The sequence below is a fragment of the Alcanivorax limicola genome (assembly GCF_019931215.1).
Classification (GTDB): domain Bacteria; phylum Pseudomonadota; class Gammaproteobacteria; order Pseudomonadales; family Alcanivoracaceae; genus Isoalcanivorax; species Isoalcanivorax limicola.
Window position 1 is genome coordinate 976,554 of sequence record NZ_JAIOUB010000001.1, and the last position, 15,236, is coordinate 991,789.

At 62.9% G+C, this 15,236-nt stretch carries 13 protein-coding genes; 8 read left to right on the top strand and 5 right to left on the bottom strand.

Going from position 1 to position 15,236, the window contains the following annotated elements; genetic code table 11:
* Positions 1-99: 99 nt before the first annotated feature.
* Positions 100-381: a hypothetical protein gene (locus tag K8B33_RS04295; protein ID WP_223423702.1), complete on the top strand. Its 282-nt coding sequence runs from the start codon at positions 100-102 to the stop codon at positions 379-381.
* Here K8B33_RS04295 and K8B33_RS04300 read toward each other — a convergent pair.
* The 3 genes from K8B33_RS04300 to K8B33_RS04310 form a co-directional block, all read right to left on the bottom strand.
* A complete protein-coding gene (locus K8B33_RS04300; RefSeq protein ID WP_223423704.1) occupies positions 375-4,628 on the bottom strand; it encodes a choice-of-anchor Q domain-containing protein in 4,254 nt (1,417 codons plus the stop codon). The genes K8B33_RS04295 and K8B33_RS04300 overlap by 7 nt on opposite strands.
* Positions 4,629-4,710: 82 nt before the next feature.
* The gene (hda, locus tag K8B33_RS04305) at positions 4,711-5,394 is read right to left on the bottom strand and encodes a DnaA regulatory inactivator Hda (RefSeq protein ID WP_223423707.1); all 684 of its coding nucleotides are present in this window, start codon (positions 5,392-5,394) and stop codon (positions 4,711-4,713) included.
* On the bottom strand, positions 5,394-6,518 hold the full coding sequence (locus K8B33_RS04310) for a DUF2066 domain-containing protein (RefSeq protein ID WP_223423709.1): 1,125 nt from the start codon (positions 6,516-6,518) through the stop codon (positions 5,394-5,396). The genes hda and K8B33_RS04310 overlap by 1 nt, the downstream gene beginning before the upstream one ends.
* Before the next feature lie 188 nt (positions 6,519-6,706).
* On the opposite strand from K8B33_RS04310, the gene purM reads away from it, so the two are divergent.
* Genes purM through K8B33_RS04330 form a run of 4 tightly spaced genes read left to right on the top strand, consistent with a single transcriptional unit; the run spans position 6,707 to position 9,924 of the window.
* Positions 6,707-7,756 carry a phosphoribosylformylglycinamidine cyclo-ligase gene (purM, locus tag K8B33_RS04315; protein WP_223423711.1) on the top strand — a complete coding sequence of 350 codons (1,050 nt, stop codon included), beginning with the start codon at positions 6,707-6,709 and terminating at the stop codon, positions 7,754-7,756.
* Positions 7,753-8,445 carry a phosphoribosylglycinamide formyltransferase gene (gene purN, locus K8B33_RS04320; protein WP_223423713.1) on the top strand — a complete coding sequence of 231 codons (693 nt, stop codon included), beginning with the start codon at positions 7,753-7,755 and terminating at the stop codon, positions 8,443-8,445. The genes purM and purN overlap by 4 nt, the downstream gene beginning before the upstream one ends.
* A complete protein-coding gene (locus K8B33_RS04325) occupies positions 8,357-9,124 on the top strand; it encodes a DUF3108 domain-containing protein (protein ID WP_223423715.1) in 768 nt (255 codons plus the stop codon). The genes purN and K8B33_RS04325 overlap by 89 nt, the downstream gene beginning before the upstream one ends.
* A 17-nt stretch (positions 9,125-9,141) precedes the next feature.
* A complete protein-coding gene (locus tag K8B33_RS04330) occupies positions 9,142-9,924 on the top strand; it encodes a DUF3108 domain-containing protein (protein ID WP_223423718.1) in 783 nt (260 codons plus the stop codon).
* A 12-nt stretch (positions 9,925-9,936) separates the two neighbouring features.
* On the opposite strand, the gene dcd is transcribed toward K8B33_RS04330, so the two are convergent.
* Complete coding sequence (gene dcd, locus K8B33_RS04335; protein ID WP_223423720.1) at positions 9,937-10,506, bottom strand: dCTP deaminase; 570 nt, start codon at positions 10,504-10,506, stop codon at positions 9,937-9,939.
* Between the two features lie 119 nt (positions 10,507-10,625).
* On the bottom strand, positions 10,626-11,753 hold the full coding sequence (apbC, locus tag K8B33_RS04340; protein WP_223423722.1) for an iron-sulfur cluster carrier protein ApbC: 1,128 nt from the start codon (positions 11,751-11,753) through the stop codon (positions 10,626-10,628).
* 99 nt (positions 11,754-11,852) lie between these two features.
* Between apbC and K8B33_RS04345 the strand changes: the two genes are divergently transcribed.
* The 3 genes from K8B33_RS04345 to K8B33_RS04355 all read left to right on the top strand — a co-directional run bounded on the left by K8B33_RS04345 (position 11,853) and on the right by K8B33_RS04355 (position 15,219).
* Positions 11,853-12,563 (top strand): SIMPL domain-containing protein, encoded by a 711-nt coding sequence (locus tag K8B33_RS04345; RefSeq protein WP_223423724.1) that lies wholly within the window; start codon positions 11,853-11,855, stop codon positions 12,561-12,563.
* A 107-nt stretch (positions 12,564-12,670) separates the two neighbouring features.
* Positions 12,671-14,173, top strand: coding sequence for a hypothetical protein (locus K8B33_RS04350; RefSeq protein WP_223423726.1), 1,503 nt, complete (start codon positions 12,671-12,673; stop codon positions 14,171-14,173).
* Positions 14,170-15,219 (top strand): M14 family metallopeptidase, encoded by a 1,050-nt coding sequence (locus K8B33_RS04355; RefSeq protein WP_223423729.1) that lies wholly within the window; start codon positions 14,170-14,172, stop codon positions 15,217-15,219. The genes K8B33_RS04350 and K8B33_RS04355 overlap by 4 nt, the downstream gene beginning before the upstream one ends.
* Positions 15,220-15,236 lie beyond the last annotated feature (17 nt).

Below are 15,236 nucleotides of genomic sequence, written 5' to 3' on the forward strand. Positions count from 1 at the left end.
TACCGATGTATGTGGCACCATTATACGCAGGTCGGCAAATTTACTGCATACGACCAGGGTACAGTCACCGGAAAACAGTCACCGGAAAGGAGTATTGGCATGGCATCAGGCTGGCGGGGGCAGTGGCAGCGCGCAACGCGATGGCTGCGGAACAATCCTGCAACGGCACTCAAGATTCTGGGGGTCGTGCTGGTGGTCATCATCGTGCTGCAGAACATGGAGCCCACCTCCGTGAACCTCCTGTTCTGGCAGTTGCCGGCCGTGCCCAAGCTGCTACTGCTGCTGGCCGCCATGGCCGTCGGCGCACTGCTCTGGGAGAGCCTGCGCCGGCGGCGTCATCAAAAACGCGGCGGCATGGCGAAACGCAAACCCTATTACTGAGCTACGCGCCGCCCTGCACGACGGCGCATCAGCAGCAGGCTGGCAAGCAGCAGCAAGCCGCCGCCCGCCCCGATCATCTCGCCCCCGGATGCGTTCTGCTGGGGGAAGGTGATACTGATCCTGAGCCGGGACTTGTCACCACATTCATCCTCCAGATCCACATCGAAGCTGTCGGTGAAGCGTTTGGTATCATCGCCATGGCGATAGGTCACCGTGAAGTTCTCCAGGTCGAAGATCACGCCGGTCCCTTCGATACTGTTATCCAGAGCACGCCGGGCGAACAGCGGGCGGCGGTTTTCATTCAGGCGCAGGGCAACAATGCGGAAGTCTGACTCCCGCACCCCTTCATCCAGCAGATGAATGGTGACTTCGCCACCCGGGGAAATGCGACGCTCGATCGCGCGTCGAGGCACTATCGGTGGCACATTGACGATCGTCACCTCGGCGATACCCGTGATGGTGGTCGGCGTTTCGTCCCAGACTCGTTCCTCTTCTTCAGTGACGGGGTCCACCACCGTGTCGAAGCGGTCTACATCGACGCTGTAGCGGAAACGATCCTTGAACGGCAAATCACCGCAGGTCACCATCGGCGAAGGCTGGCGGAAGCGATAGACGACAATGCAATCATCGTCCAGATGATCCGCCGGATCAGCGCCGAGATTATTGATGCTGTCCTGGTCGTCGATGTTCTGACCGATGCCACACTCGAAATCTGCGTTATGGATATCATCCAGGGCATGGACGAACTCTTCGCCGTTCGGAAGTTGCTGAACTACGTCGTCGTATTGCAGCACTGGCTCATCGGTATTGTCCGGATCACGCCGACGCTGACGGACAAATACTTCACCGGTGGTCTCCGCCACATCCTCACCGTCACCGGAAAGCAACGTCAGGGTGCCGCGCCGGAACCCCATGTCCGCCTCGCCTGCTATGTCGTTGGCCACTACATCAAGCCGCACGGAGCGCGTGAAGCGATTGTTATTGTTGCCCACATCATCAATTGCCGTGGGGCGCTGGAACTCGAAAGCGCCCCGGTCACAACGGCCGCCGGAGGCGCGCGACGCACCGCGCAAATCCGTAACACGACAGACGTCCGCCGAACCCAGCCCGTTGACCAGGGCCGCAGGATTGCCCGCCTCGATGATCGGTGCATAGCTGCCGTCTGTTACCGGCAAGTGCGGCAGAAACCAGTCATCGCCTGCCAGTTCATCCGGCACTGCAAGCACGCCAGCATTCAGCGCCGCACGAATGTCTGCCAACGGTGCCGTGTCGTTTTCTTCCATGTTGTTACTGGTATCCGTCAGACAGCTGGCGTCGATGCTTCCGGCAAAAAGATTGTACTTGCTGCGTTGCAGGCGCCGGTCACCCAGACCGCAGAGGGCGGAAGCACCGGCGTAGATACTATTGGAAAGCGTTACATTGCCCACGCTGATATCCAGCACCGGGTCAGGCAGTACGCCCAGATCGAGCTGTGCAGGCCCAGCATTGTCCAGGAAGGTGCTGCTGATGATGTTTACCGTACCAGCGTTTTCATTCAGGTCTATCGCAGCACCACCCTGGGTGGCGTTGTTCTCGAAGAAGGTGCTGTTGACGATACGCAGCTGACCAAAGCCGCGAATATCCAGTGCGCCGCCAGCATCACCGGCGCTGTTGCCGGCAAACGTGCTGTTGCTGATCTCGATATCATGGCTTTCCTGTTGCGCGACCATGGCGAGAGCACCGCCGTGCCCTGAGGACTGGTTGTTGAGCATCACGCTGTTGCGAATCACAACACTGCGACGCTCATCCGCGCTGAAATTCAGATAGACAGCACCGCCCGCGCTGGCCTGGCTGTCTTCGATGCGCACGTTGTCCAGTACCAGACTGGTATGCGCAAGGATCGCACCGCCAGGCTGGGCACCCGCGTTGCCGCCCCGCAACGTCAGATCACGAAACACGACACGGCTGCGGTTCTCCATGATGCGGTGCAATGTGCCCGCATCGATAACCGTCTTGTCTGGGCCTTCGCCCTGGATGATAACGCGGTTACTCAAGCCGACAGCCAGTGGCGCGACAAGCGTAATGGTGCCCTCCGGTAACAGAATCAGATCCTCGCCGGTCTGGCCGTTGGCGCAACCGGTGCTGTTGGGCACCTTGTCGATAGCACTGTCTATCGCTTCACGCAAACTGCACTGCCCCGCCACCGGCGGCGGCAGGATCACGCTGTCACCCGGGTGTGTCACCTGGATCTCTGCCGCCTGTGCACCGGTGCACAGCGTCAGCGCGGCGAAAGCCAGCATTGCGTGTATCGCTGATCTGCCACGGACGCGCCGCAGGTATCCGGCACAGACGAGCAGCAGCCACACCAGGCCGCCGCCACCAAAATCATCGATATTGCGACTTTTCGTCAGGCCGCTCGCCGGACGCGCCTCGATGGCGACACGCGCACCGATATCGTTGTCACCCAACGTCGCGCCGACGATGGCATCCCGGTTCACGCGATAGGAAAAATAGTCATAACCGTCATACAGACCATTGAAGGTATAACGCAGAGTGGGGTAACCATCTTCTATCACTGCCTCGATCACCGCCCCCCGGCCCGAAGGCTGCACGACCTGGATACAGGGCGTACCCGGCGCAAGCAGATCACAATCCACCGTCGCGTCACGCAGATCATTGGCGATAACATCAATGACTGACGCCTCACCAATCACCAGTTTGCTGGTGTCATTGGCGCCCTCTGCCTTGCGGAACTCGTAGGCCCCGATATCACAGCGATCCTCTCGCCTGAAGGCACGCTGATCTTCCGCTTCACAAGAGAACTGGATACTGGTGATGGGACTGCCGGCGTCCACCACAGCAGGCAAACCATTGGCAACAGGACTGGCGGCAAAATTCGGCAGGAAACCGGGCAATGCAAACGGTGTATCCGGTATCAAGGGTTCACATCCCGGCCCACAGGCACCATCCGCGTTACGCAACACGGAAATATCGGCGCTGTTGGAATAGCCCGCATTGCCGGGAAACTCTGCCACGGGCAGTGGACAGTCCGCATCGCTGGTGACGGTGTAAGCAACCGTAATGCCATCAACGGCGCTGGCCGCCAGGCCAGCACCGGCGCAATCGCGCGGCATGTTGGCTACCAGCATGCTGTTAACCAGCAGATCACTCTCACCGACCGGTTCGATATAAAAGCCACCGGCAGCAGGATCTGCACTGCTGTTTTCTACCACGGTGATATTGCCGAAACCGAAAGCCGGCTCGCCGTACTCTTCCTCATCCTCATCAATATCTGCCAGCCACACATGCAGCGCAGCGCCGCCGCTGAGCGAGGTATTGCGATGCAGCGTGCCATTACGCAGCACCAGGCGCGGGCTGCGCAACGCGATCGGCATCGCTATCCCGCCCGCACCGCCGTCCACCCCTTCGGCGGCGTTATGCGCGATATAAAAGCGATTGATCTGCAGCAGGTTACCGAAATCCTCCGAGGTGCCGATGGCGCCTCCGTAACCTGTCGCACGGTTGTCCCTGATGATGATGTCCTGAAGATTGACCGACACATTGCCGTTCACAAACAGGGCGCCACCGTGCCGCGCATGGCCGCCCTCCAGGCGTACCCCGTTGCGCAGCACCAATCGTCCGTCCACGAATAACAGGCCGCCATCTTCCGGCGTATCCGCCGTTGCAGCGACCGGGACATCACAGGTGCTTTCCGTCGGATCGGCGGGCTCGCACCCACGTACGGTAATGCCATCAATGGTCAGGGTCGCGCCACCGCGCACCCACAACGCACGCTCACCGGGTGCAGCAATGATGACGGGGGCATCCAGTTCGTCCGCCTCATCCGAATCAACATCCTCCGGTGCCATGGCCTGGATACGCAGGGTGGGATTGATGGGACGCTCGATCACCTCCTGCACGCAGGGATCTCCGGGGGGCGCTGTTTCCGGGTCACAACCATCGACGTAGACCGGATTGTCGTCCCCGTCCGTGACCGGTATCTCCTGGATAAAACCGCCCAGCACCAGCTGGCTATCCAGGTGGTAGGTTTCCCCGGCGGTCAAACGAATCACATCCGTGCCGGCACCCGCAGGACACTCGTTGACCTCTTCACGTTGGGTGATGGCGTGAAACGCATCACGCAGGGAACATTCGCCAGGGAGGGAGGCATCGTCGGTGGTGGTAATGATGAACTGTGCAGCATTTGCCCCGGAACCCAAGCAAAGCAACAACCCCGTCAGGAGGGGTCGTAACCCGCGATAACTCATAGTGTTCTCCGGCGAGATCATCGCCTCGCTGTTTTATTCTTATTGGCACTCTTGCCGAGCGTTTTTGTTATAGCTTGCTAAATTACCACCCCAGCACTTCCTTGACAAAGGGAATAGTCAGGCGGCGCTGGCGTACCAGCGCGTGCTCATCCAGCGTATCCAGCAGCGCCAGCAGGGCTGCGGGCGTGCGTTCGCCACGCAGGACAATGTATCCCGCCACATCGGCATTGAGTGAGAGCCCTCGACGGGTCGCCCTTTGGCACAAAAGTGCCACAAGATCATCCTCCGCCAGCACCGGCAACCGGTACACCGGCCCCGCCGCCAGCCGGCTGGACAGATCCGCCAGCCCGAAACCCGCTGACGCGGGCGCCGAGCGCGCTGCGAACAGGCAGGCAGCATCGGTGTCCTGGCACCGGTTATACAAGTGAAACAGGGCTTCTTCCCAGGCGCGCTGGCCGGCCAATTCGTCAATATTGTCGATGGCGATCAGCGCAAAGTGCTCGAAATCTTCCAGCACCTCGGGGGGCAGCTGGCCGAGCTCTTCCCCGGGCAGCAGGCAGGCCGTGAGTCCTCGGTTTTCGGCTTCGCGCACCGCCGCACTCAACAGGTGCGTGCGGCCACTGCCAACGTCGCCGTGCACATACAGCTGATTCAGTTCACCGCTCACCAGCGCCTGCACGGCCGCCACCAGCGGCCTGGCGCCCAGCAGGCTATCGAGATCTGCGCCATCCCGCAGGCGCAGGGCCAGCGGCAGCTGTATATCCATCAGGCTGACTGCCAGCAAAGACGCAGCGTCTGTGTCACGGTCTGCGCTTCCGGCAATTCCCGCGGGGCATCGCGGCATACGCCAAGATGCTGGTGCAGGCGGAGCAAGCGCTCCAGCTGTGCCGGGTCGCCCGTGAAATCGAGCCGCATCTCCGCAGCACTGCCAGCCAGGCGCTGCAACGTCACACCGCGCACGCCGGACTGCCGCGCAACAAACTGCTGCACCTCATGCCAGGCCTGCAGGCGCTCCAACCCTTCGACACGCAGGACCAGCGCACTGGCGTCGCCCCCACGGACGGCGTAAAGCTCGGCCAGGTAGTCTGCCACCGCGTCAACCAGCGCGTCGCCCAGGTCTGCTTCGCTGCTCGCATCCAGTTGCCCGTCACGCAAGCTGTTCCCGTCCTGCAGCAGACGCCAGCGCATACTGGGACGGCCGCTGGAGTAATACACCGCAGACACCACCAGGGGCGCGTCATAGCGCTGCGAGGCATTTTGTATCTGCCGGTCGAAGCGGCCCCGCACGTCCGCCGCACTGATGCGGCTGCGGTCTTCCGCGTCCATCTCCGGCAACCGCAGGGGCAGGCCCCGAAACGCCGCCTGGCGTTGCAGGCTGCCAGCAAGCGACGTGCTGCTCTCCCGCGACAGGATGTCACCGCGATCAGCTGCCACCCAGACCAGCACGGTCGGTCGCGAACGTCCCCAGACTGGCGCCCCGGCGCTGGCCAATTGCTCGCTGATCCCGCGCAGATCAAAGCGGGCATGCAAGCGCAGGTTGTCGCCTCGCGTGCTATAGCTGAATTGCTCTACCCATGTGCCGGGCTGAGACAGCAATGCCTCCGCCCCCGGCACGCTGCCGGGGCTGCGCTGCCCTGTAATGCGCACCAGTATCTGCTCAAGCCCTTCGCGCAACGCGGCATTGCGCGCAGCCGTGCTGCGATCCGCCACCGCCACCTCGACAGCGTTGAGACGGACCTCTGCCATGCCCTCCCCTGACTCGGCCATCGTCACTACGGGGGTCAGTGCGACCACCAGCGCAAGCGCTGAGGCCAGAACCGACGCCAGGAAAGGCGTTCTCGACGGGCGACTGTGGCGCGGGCGCTTCGTTGGTACGATCAATCTGCTCATGAAGTATCCGGTTGATGTGGTGCGGATTGGCTTGCGCTCATTATCCATATTTCCGCCCGGGGGAGCGAGGCACCGCGCTTTTCCCCATGATTTCTTGTGTCACAGGCACAGGGCCTGCCCACGACAGGGCCGATGACAATGGTGCGGGCAGGCCCTAGAATATGCGCCCTCGCCATTCGGAGTCCGTCATGTCAGACAAGAAGCGCCCCCTCAGTTACCGCGATGCCGGTGTCGATATCGACGCAGGCAACGCACTGATCAAGCAAATCGGTCCCATCGCCAAACGCACCCGGCGACCGGAAGTGCTGGGCGGCCTGGGCGGCTTCGGGGCATTGTGCGCGCTGCCCACCGGCTACCGCGAACCGATCCTGGTCGCTGGCACCGACGGCGTTGGCACCAAGCTGCGTCTGGCGATGCAGTACGACCGTCATGACACCGTGGGCATTGATCTGGTCGCCATGTGCGTCAACGATCTCATCGTTGGCGGCGCCGAGCCGCTGATGTTTCTCGATTACTACGCCACCGGCAAGCTGGACGTGGCGACGGCGACCCGCGTCATCAGCGGCATCGGCGCAGGCTGTGAGTTGGCCGGCTGCGCGCTGGTAGGCGGTGAGACTGCCGAAATGCCCGGCATGTACGAGGGCGAAGACTACGATCTGGCAGGGTTCTGCGTCGGCGTGGTCGAGCGCGACAGCATTCTCGACGGCAGCAAGGTACAAGCCGGTGACAAGTTGATCGGCCTGGCCTCCTCCGGCCCTCATTCCAATGGCTACTCGTTGATTCGTCGCATCCTGGAACAGGCTGATTTTGATGCCGATACCCGTGTCGGCAAGACGCCTTTGATGGATGCCCTGCTGGAGCCCACCCGTATCTACGTCAAGTCCCTGCTTCAGGTACTGGCACAGAGCGAGGTCCATGCGCTGGCACATATCACCGGCGGCGGTTTGCCGGAGAATCTGCCCCGCGTACTGCCGGAGGGTGTTCGCGCGCGCATCGACGGCAGCAGCTGGGAATGGCCCGCCGTCTTCAGCTGGCTCCAGGAGCAGGGCCAGGTTGCCACAGCAGAAATGTATCGCACCTTCAATTGCGGCGTCGGCATGGTCATGGTGGTGCCGGAATCGGCCGTGGATCAGACGCTGGCACTGCTGGAATCCAGCGGTGAAAAAGCCTGGCTGTTGGGCGACATCGTCAGCCATGACGGCGACACCGACGTGGTCATCGAAGGCGGCCCGGCGTGACACATCGCATTGCCGTGCTGATCAGTGGTAACGGCAGCAACCTGCAGGCGCTCATTGACGCCATCAGCGCGGGTCAGCTGCGCGCTGACATCACACTGGTACTGTCAAACCGGGCAGATGCCGGCGGCCTCGCCCGCGCCCGCCAGCACGGTATCGCCACGGCGGTCGTGGATCACCGCGATTATGACAGCCGGGCGGCCTTCGATCAGGCCATGACCGAGGTGCTGGACCAACAGGGTGCGCCGGATACGGTGATACTGGCCGGCTTCATGCGCATCCTGACGCCCGCCTTCGTGCAGCACCATGCCGGGCGACTCATCAACATTCACCCGTCCCTGTTGCCCCGCTATCCGGGCCTCAATACCCATCAGCGAGCGCTGGACGCCGGGGATACGGAACATGGCTGCTCCATCCACTTCGTGACCGACGAGCTGGATGGCGGCCCGCTGATCGCCCAGGCGCGCATACCGATTCTGGCGAACGATAATGCAACTGATCTGTCGAAACGCGTACAGGCCAGCGAACACCTGCTGTACCCACAGGTCGCCGCATGGCGCGCCGAAGGCCGCTTGCGGCTGACTAACGACGGAGTTGAACTCGATGGCCAAATACTTCCCGCCCAGGGTTATCAATGGCATCGCCGTGACGCTGCTGAGCAGTGCCCTGGCGCTGACGCCCGCCAGCGCTGACAGCGAGCAGGCAACCGATACCCGTTCAGGCACCCCATCACCCACCCCTGCCGCGCCCATCGGCGCCTTCAGCTTTACCTACGGCCTCAGCGGCTCCGGCGTACCCTTCTCGATTGCCGCCGATCGCACGCTGGAGCGTGAGGGTGAGGACGGCTGGAAGATGGAAATTCGCGCCCGCAACATTCTCGGCTCCATTCGCGAAACCACCCGTTTCAGTTGGCAGGATTGTACGCCGCAAAGCACCTCGTACAGCTACCGCCGGCGCGGCCTGGGACGCACCCGCGAAGCCAACCTGGACATTGATCGCGACACCAACATCGCGGTAGCGCACCGTGACGGCCGCGATGCACAGGAATTCGATATTGATGATGCCACCACCGATATCCTGTCCCAGACGCTGGGCCTGCAGTGTCGGCTGATGCGCGGAGAGCGCGACGACATCAGCATTGACGTGGCCAGCGAGCGTCGTCGTGAAACCATGATCTACCAGGCTACCGGCGAGGAGAATGTACGCGTGCCCGCGGGCCGCTTCGACGCGGTACGCGTCATCCGCGTGCGTGACGATGACAGTGATCGACAGACCCTGCTATGGTTTGCTCCGGAGCTCGACTACGCCCTGATAAAAATGGTCCAGGATGACGGCGACGGGCAATATGAAATGGTCTTGCGGAGCCGGTAACGGCACAGGCATCAAAGATGGGCATCAGAGTCGGACGTTTTTTCGGCGGTAGCGCATTACTGCTCAGCGGCGCCCTGTTCGCAGGTGACGCTCCCACTGCCACACCAGAATCACAGGCCCTGTCCCCGGCCGCATCAAAGCCGTTGCAGCCTTTCCGTGCAGAATATCGCGCCAATGTCAGCCGCATCCCGACACCGATCCGCGCTGAACTGGTCCTGGAGGCGAGCGATCAGGACGGCGTCTATCGGATGCAGCTGAGCGTCGATTCTCGCCTGATGCAGAATACAGAGCTGAGTATTTTTCGCTGGCAGGACTGCGCCCCCCGTACCATGCACTACATGCACCAGTTCGAGGGCTTCCGTCGCCAGCGCGATTACTTCATGGAGTTTTTCTGGGAGGATACGCCCACCGTCACGACAGTGAGCAGTCGCGACGGCGGCGAGGAGGAAATCGAGACCTACGACATCGCCGACGACACCATGGACGAGTTGACCATGCTACTGGCAGCGCGCTGTCTGTTGCAGGATGAGCAGGAAAACTATGCCCTGACCAGTGCCTACGGGACCCGTCTGCGTACCCACCACATCACCGTCGCAGGTCGCGAAACCCTGAGCACGCCACTGGGGGATCTGGAAACCATCCGCATCGAGAAAAGCCGCGACGCAGACAGCGTGCGGCGCAGCATATTCTGGCTGGCGCCGGAACTGGACTACCTGTTGGTGCGCGCCCGCCACGTTGAAACCCGCGCCCTGTTCGGCGAGCTGCGCCTGGTCGACTATGAGGGGCCGTTTACGCCCTGAATGCCTGCCGGCTCAGGTGCGCGGCAAGGTCACGCCGCGCTGCCCCATATACTTGCCCCCGCGATCCTTGTAGGAGGTTTCGCACACCTCGTCGGATTCCAGGAACAACATCTGCGCCACACCCTCGTTGGCATAGATTTTCGCTGGCAAGGTCGTGGTATTGGAAAATTCCAGGGTCACATGCCCTTCCCACTCCGGCTCCAGCGGCGTCACGTTGACGATGATGCCGCAGCGCGCGTAGGTCGACTTGCCCAGGCAGATCGTCAGCACGCTGCGCGGAATCCGGAAGTACTCGACGGTACGCGCCAGGGCAAAGGAGTTGGGAGGAATGATGCAATACTCACCCCGGACATCCACAAAGCTCTTTTCATCAAACGCCTTGGGGTCAACCGTGGCCGAGTGGATGTTGGTGAACACCTTGAATTCATCGGCACAGCGGACGTCATAGCCGTAACTGGACGTGCCATAGGAGATGATCTTGCCGCCCTGCTCGTTCTGTCGGATCAGCTGCGGCGCAAACGGCTCGATCATTCCCTGTCCTTCAGCCATGCGGCGAATCCAGCGGTCTGACTTGATGCTCATGTCTCTCTTCCTCAACAGATGATGGCGGCGAAGCCGGGCAATGGTACGTCAGCCAGCGGACAATGTGCACCCCGCCCGGGCAGGCGTCCGGTTCCTTCAGTCAGTGCGCTGTCAGTGCGTCAGTGCGTCGGCCCATCCATCGCCATGCGCACGATGGACTGCTGGCCCTTGCCCTGCAGTGACAGACGTCCCACCAGCCGCCGCGCCGCGCTGATATAGAGTTGCGCCGCCGGGCTGTCCGGGCTCGCCACTACCGTCGGCATGCCACCGTCTGCCTGCTGCTGAATGGCGGCGGCCAGCGGCAGGCTGCCGAGCAACCGCGTCTGGTACTGCTCCGCCAGGCGAGCACCGCCGCCTTCACCGAACACATGCTCTTCATGGCCGCATTCACTGCACACATGCACCGCCATATTCTCGACGATCCCCAGCACACTGATGCCCACCTTGCGGAACATCTCGATCCCCTTGCGTGCATCCAGCAGCGCAACCTTCTGCGGCGTGGTAACCACCACCGCGCCCGCCACCGGGATACGCTGCGCCAGCGTCAGCTGGATATCGCCAGTGCCCGGCGGCAAATCAACAATCAGGTAGTCCAGATTGCTCCAGCGGGTCTGCGTGGCCAGCTGCTGCAAGGCACCGCTGGCCTTGGGGCCGCGCCACACCACCGGGGTGCTGTCATCCACCAGAAAGCCCATGGACATGACTTCGATGCCATGGGCTTTGGGGGGCAAAAAATACTTCTGTTCGCGCGTCTCCGGGCGGGTGCCCTCCGGCAACCCCAGCATCAGCGGCAGGCTGGGGCCGAACACATCGGCGTCGAGCATGCCCACGGCGGCGCCTTCAGCGGCCAGCGCCAGGGCCAGATTCACGGCGGTGGTGGATTTGCCCACACCGCCCTTGCCGGACGCCACGGCGATCACATTGCGCACACCCGGCAAGGCCGCCATCTGGTTCTGGGTACGGTGGGCACTGACCTGCCAATCCAGGGTCAGCGCGAGACGACGCCCGGCCAGCACCGGTGACACTGCCTGTTCGACCATGCGTTGATACAGCGGCCGCAAGCTGTCCATCGGGTAACCAAAGCGCAGCGTCAGGTTCGCACTGTCTTCTGTCACCGTCAGGGCGTGCACCACGCCGGCCGATATCAGGTCGCAACCCAATGCATCGGGCACTACCTGGGCCAGCGCCTGTCTGATAGCGTGATCCACAGAGGATTGATCGTTGCTGGATGGGTCGATGCCGGACATAGCTACTCCTGTTGAGGGCGTCCATCATAAACGGCAATGCGCCTGCGGCAACATGCTGCGGAACACTATGTTGTCAAACACATGAATGAGGAAACGACTATGGCGCCAAAACGGCTTGCCACTCCCCTGCTCCTGCCCTCTCTGCTACTGATAGGCCTGATGACCCTGCTGGCCGCCTGCGGTGGACAACCCGCTGACCGCAATACCGTGGACGTGTCCGGTATCGGCGAAATAAAGGCCACACCGGATCGCTTCCGGGTACGGGCGGTATCCAGCCGCACCGGCGATGATATCAATGCCATGAAACAGGAAGTGGATGCGGAGATTCGCGCCGCCATCAGCCTGGCCAACGAGCTGGGCCTGGAAGAGCGCCTGGTGCGGGCCACCGGCATCAACATCAGCCCCGAGTGGCAATGGCAGCCCGAGCGCAAGATCATCGGGCATCAGGTATCGCGGGATATCGACATGGCCGTGGACGGGGTTGAAGCCTACGCCGAGCTGCTGGAAGGCATGACCCGCCTGGGCTTCAAACAGCTGCAGCAGGTCGGTGCCGAACTGGCCGAGGCCACCGCACTGGAAAACCAGGCCTTTGAGGCTGCCATGCAGGACGCCCGCAACAAGGCCGATATTCTGGCCCGGGCCGCCGGCCGCACGCTGGGCGATGCTATTGTGATACAGGAACAGGGTGGCGGTGGCGGTCATCAGCCGATGATGGCGATGGCACGGGATGCTGCAGAAAGTGGCAGCGCCTACAGCCCCGGTGAAATCACGCTGCGCAAACAGATACAGGTGCGTTTCGAAATGCACTGACAGCCGACGCCGCCGGGCCTGCCCGGCGGCCACTGAACAGAGCAGCACTGTTCATAACAGTGCTGTTCAGGGCATTACTATTCAAGGCAGCGCTATGGGGCAGCACTATGGGCAGCACTATCAGCGGCAGTGGACGGCACAGCGATTACGATGACGAACAGTACGTTGCCTTCGCGCATCGCGTTCGCACGCAGTTGGCATTGCTGGCCGGCAAGCTGAAAAGTGGCGCCCTGGATCAGGACGCAGACAATCCCGCCGCGCTGCGCCTGGGCGCTGAACTGGAACTGTATCTGACTGATCGGGATTTTCGTCCGCTGGGCGAAAACCGTGCGCTCCTCGCGCAACTGGACGACCCGCACCTGCAACTCGAACTCAATCGCTTCAACCTGGAATACAACCTGGACCCGCTGCCGCTGGCCGGTACGCCGTTCAGCGCCTGTGCCGATGCGGTGAACACCCGGCTGACACACCTGAACGACGCTGCCAGCCGTCTGGCCCCTGTGCCGGGACGGGTACTGGCAGTGGGCATCCTGCCCACCCTGCAACGCACTGACTTCGACGACTGCATGACCGATGAGCCGCGCTACCACGCCCTCGCGCAGGGGCTGCGCGCCATACGTGGTGAACCGTTCCAGATCCAGATCGAGGGCACCGACGGCCAGGGCCGAGTGGATTTCTGCAGCGATGACGTGTCCCTGGAGGGCGCCAATACCTCCTGGCAGTTACACCTGCGCGTCGCTGCCCGCGATTTCGCCGACTGGTACAACGCCATTCAATTGGTAACGCCGCTGGCGCTGGGCATGGCGGGCAACAGCCCGCTGCTGTTCGGGCAGAATCTGTGGGAAGAAACCCGCATTGCCCTGTTCCGGCAATCCATCGACAGCCGGGGCAGTCGCCACCCGCGCTGGCGCCCGCCGGCCCGCGTCGCCTTCGGTGAGGGCTGGCTGCGGGACAGCGCCTGGGAGCTGTTCGCCAGCGCCGTGGCGTTATATCCACCGATACTGCCGGAGTGCCGTACCGACCTGCCGGACAATGCACTGCATGAATTGCGCCTGCATATGGGCACCGTCTGGTTGTGGAATCGCCCGGTGTTCGATCCCGCCGATGGCGGCCATCTGCGCATCGAAATGCGCGCCCTGCCGGCCGGCCCCAGCGGGGCCGATATGGCCGCCACCAGCGCCTTTCTGATCGGCGCCGCCAACAGCTTGCGGCCCCGTATCCGTGAGTTGATCACCGCCTTGCCGTTTCGCCACGCCGAATACAATTTTGTCGAAGCTGCCCGGCAGGGCCTGGATGCGCGCATCATCTGGCCCTGCCGCACACAGATCGAACTGTTCGACCGGCGCCTGAATGACATCATCACCGAGCTGCTACCGGCTGCGCAGGAGGGCCTGACAGCCCTCGGCGTCGACGCCAGCGAGGCCCGGCACCACTGCGATCTGATTCGCGCACGGCTGGAAAGCGGGCAGACCGGCAGCCGGTGGCTGCGGGCCGGCTTCCATGCATTGGGTGGCGACCATCAGGCCGCCAGCATGCTGCTAGAGCGCTATGCCCGGCACCAGGCCGACGGCAAGCCCGTGCACACCTGGCCCAGGGCGGGCGCGTCATGATGACGGCAGACGACAGTCGCCTGCATGACCTCTCGTTGACGCTGTCTGCGGGGCAGCCTCTGCCCGCTACCGCAGAAGCCTGGCTGGCCGGCCTGCCCGGCCCGGTGATGCTGCGCTATCCCGGCGTTGACCGCACCCGGGTGCGTGCGCTGGTCACCTTGCTGCATGGCAACGAACCCTCCGGCCTGCGCGCCATCCACGGATGGTTATCCGGCGCGGCCGCCGCCCCGCCGCCTGCCACCGATCTGGTGCTGATCATTGCCAACGTGGCGGCAGCGCGGTTGCCGCCGCGCTACAACCATCGCCAACTACCCAATGAGCGCGACCTCAACCGCTGCTTCCGCGCGCCCTGGCAGGATGGCCCCGGGCAGCTGGCCCAGGCGATTCTCAGCGCGCTGGTTGCGTTGGGGCCAGAAGCCGTGCTCGATCTGCACAATACATCCGGCGCCAGCCCGCCCTTCGCTGTAGCCGCCATCGACGACGCCCGGCACCGCGCTTTTGCGGCACGCTTTTGTGATCACCTGATCGTCACCGATTTGCGACTGGGCGCCTTGATGGAGGCCGCCGAACATCTGTTCCCGACGCTGACCATCGAATGCGGCGGCAGCGGCGATCCCCGGGCGGATGCCATGGCGGCCACGGTGATCTCCCGCTTCGCAGACAGCCCGGCATTGTTTGCGGCGCAACCGGCGACGGACACTCTGACCGTCTTTCGCAACCCCGTGCGCGTCGAACTCGCACCGGGGGCCTCGCTGAGCTTTGACCCGTCAGAGGTTGCCGACGTCATGCTGCGCACAGACATCCAGCAGCACAACTTCGGCCTCGCGCTCCCGGGCGTTGCTCTGGCGTCCCTGGGGCGTGACGGGCTCGGCCATCTGGTGGCCCGCGATCATCGGGGGCGGCCGGTGCTCACGGAGCTGTTCGAGGCCCGTGCCGGCACCCTGACACCCCGCCAGCCACTGCATCTGTTCATGGCCACGGCCCGCGCGGATATCGCCGCCAGCGACTGCCTGTTCTATGTTGCCCCGGCGCAACAACAGCATTAATTGTTCGACAATAGCGC

What these genes read in the sequence shown, in the direction of transcription:
- K8B33_RS04355 (WP_223423729.1), top strand. Translation starts at nt 14,170, where the DNA reads ATGATGACGGCAGACGACAGTCGCCTGCATGACCTCTCGTTGACGCTG.
- dcd (WP_223423720.1), bottom strand. Translation starts at nt 10,506, where the DNA reads ATGAGCATCAAGTCAGACCGCTGGATTCGCCGCATGGCTGAAGGACAG.
- hda (WP_223423707.1), bottom strand. Translation starts at nt 5,394, where the DNA reads ATGGATATACAGCTGCCGCTGGCCCTGCGCCTGCGGGATGGCGCAGAT.
- K8B33_RS04295 (WP_223423702.1), top strand. Translation starts at nt 100, where the DNA reads ATGGCATCAGGCTGGCGGGGGCAGTGGCAGCGCGCAACGCGATGGCTG.
- K8B33_RS04300 (WP_223423704.1), bottom strand. Translation starts at nt 4,628, where the DNA reads ATGAGTTATCGCGGGTTACGACCCCTCCTGACGGGGTTGTTGCTTTGC.
- K8B33_RS04310 (WP_223423709.1), bottom strand. Translation starts at nt 6,518, where the DNA reads ATGAGCAGATTGATCGTACCAACGAAGCGCCCGCGCCACAGTCGCCCG.
- K8B33_RS04345 (WP_223423724.1), top strand. Translation starts at nt 11,853, where the DNA reads ATGGCGCCAAAACGGCTTGCCACTCCCCTGCTCCTGCCCTCTCTGCTA.
- purM (WP_223423711.1), top strand. Translation starts at nt 6,707, where the DNA reads ATGTCAGACAAGAAGCGCCCCCTCAGTTACCGCGATGCCGGTGTCGAT.
- apbC (WP_223423722.1), bottom strand. Translation starts at nt 11,753, where the DNA reads ATGTCCGGCATCGACCCATCCAGCAACGATCAATCCTCTGTGGATCAC.
- K8B33_RS04325 (WP_223423715.1), top strand. Translation starts at nt 8,357, where the DNA reads ATGGCCAAATACTTCCCGCCCAGGGTTATCAATGGCATCGCCGTGACG.
- K8B33_RS04330 (WP_223423718.1), top strand. Translation starts at nt 9,142, where the DNA reads ATGGGCATCAGAGTCGGACGTTTTTTCGGCGGTAGCGCATTACTGCTC.
- K8B33_RS04350 (WP_223423726.1), top strand. Translation starts at nt 12,671, where the DNA reads ATGGGCAGCACTATCAGCGGCAGTGGACGGCACAGCGATTACGATGAC.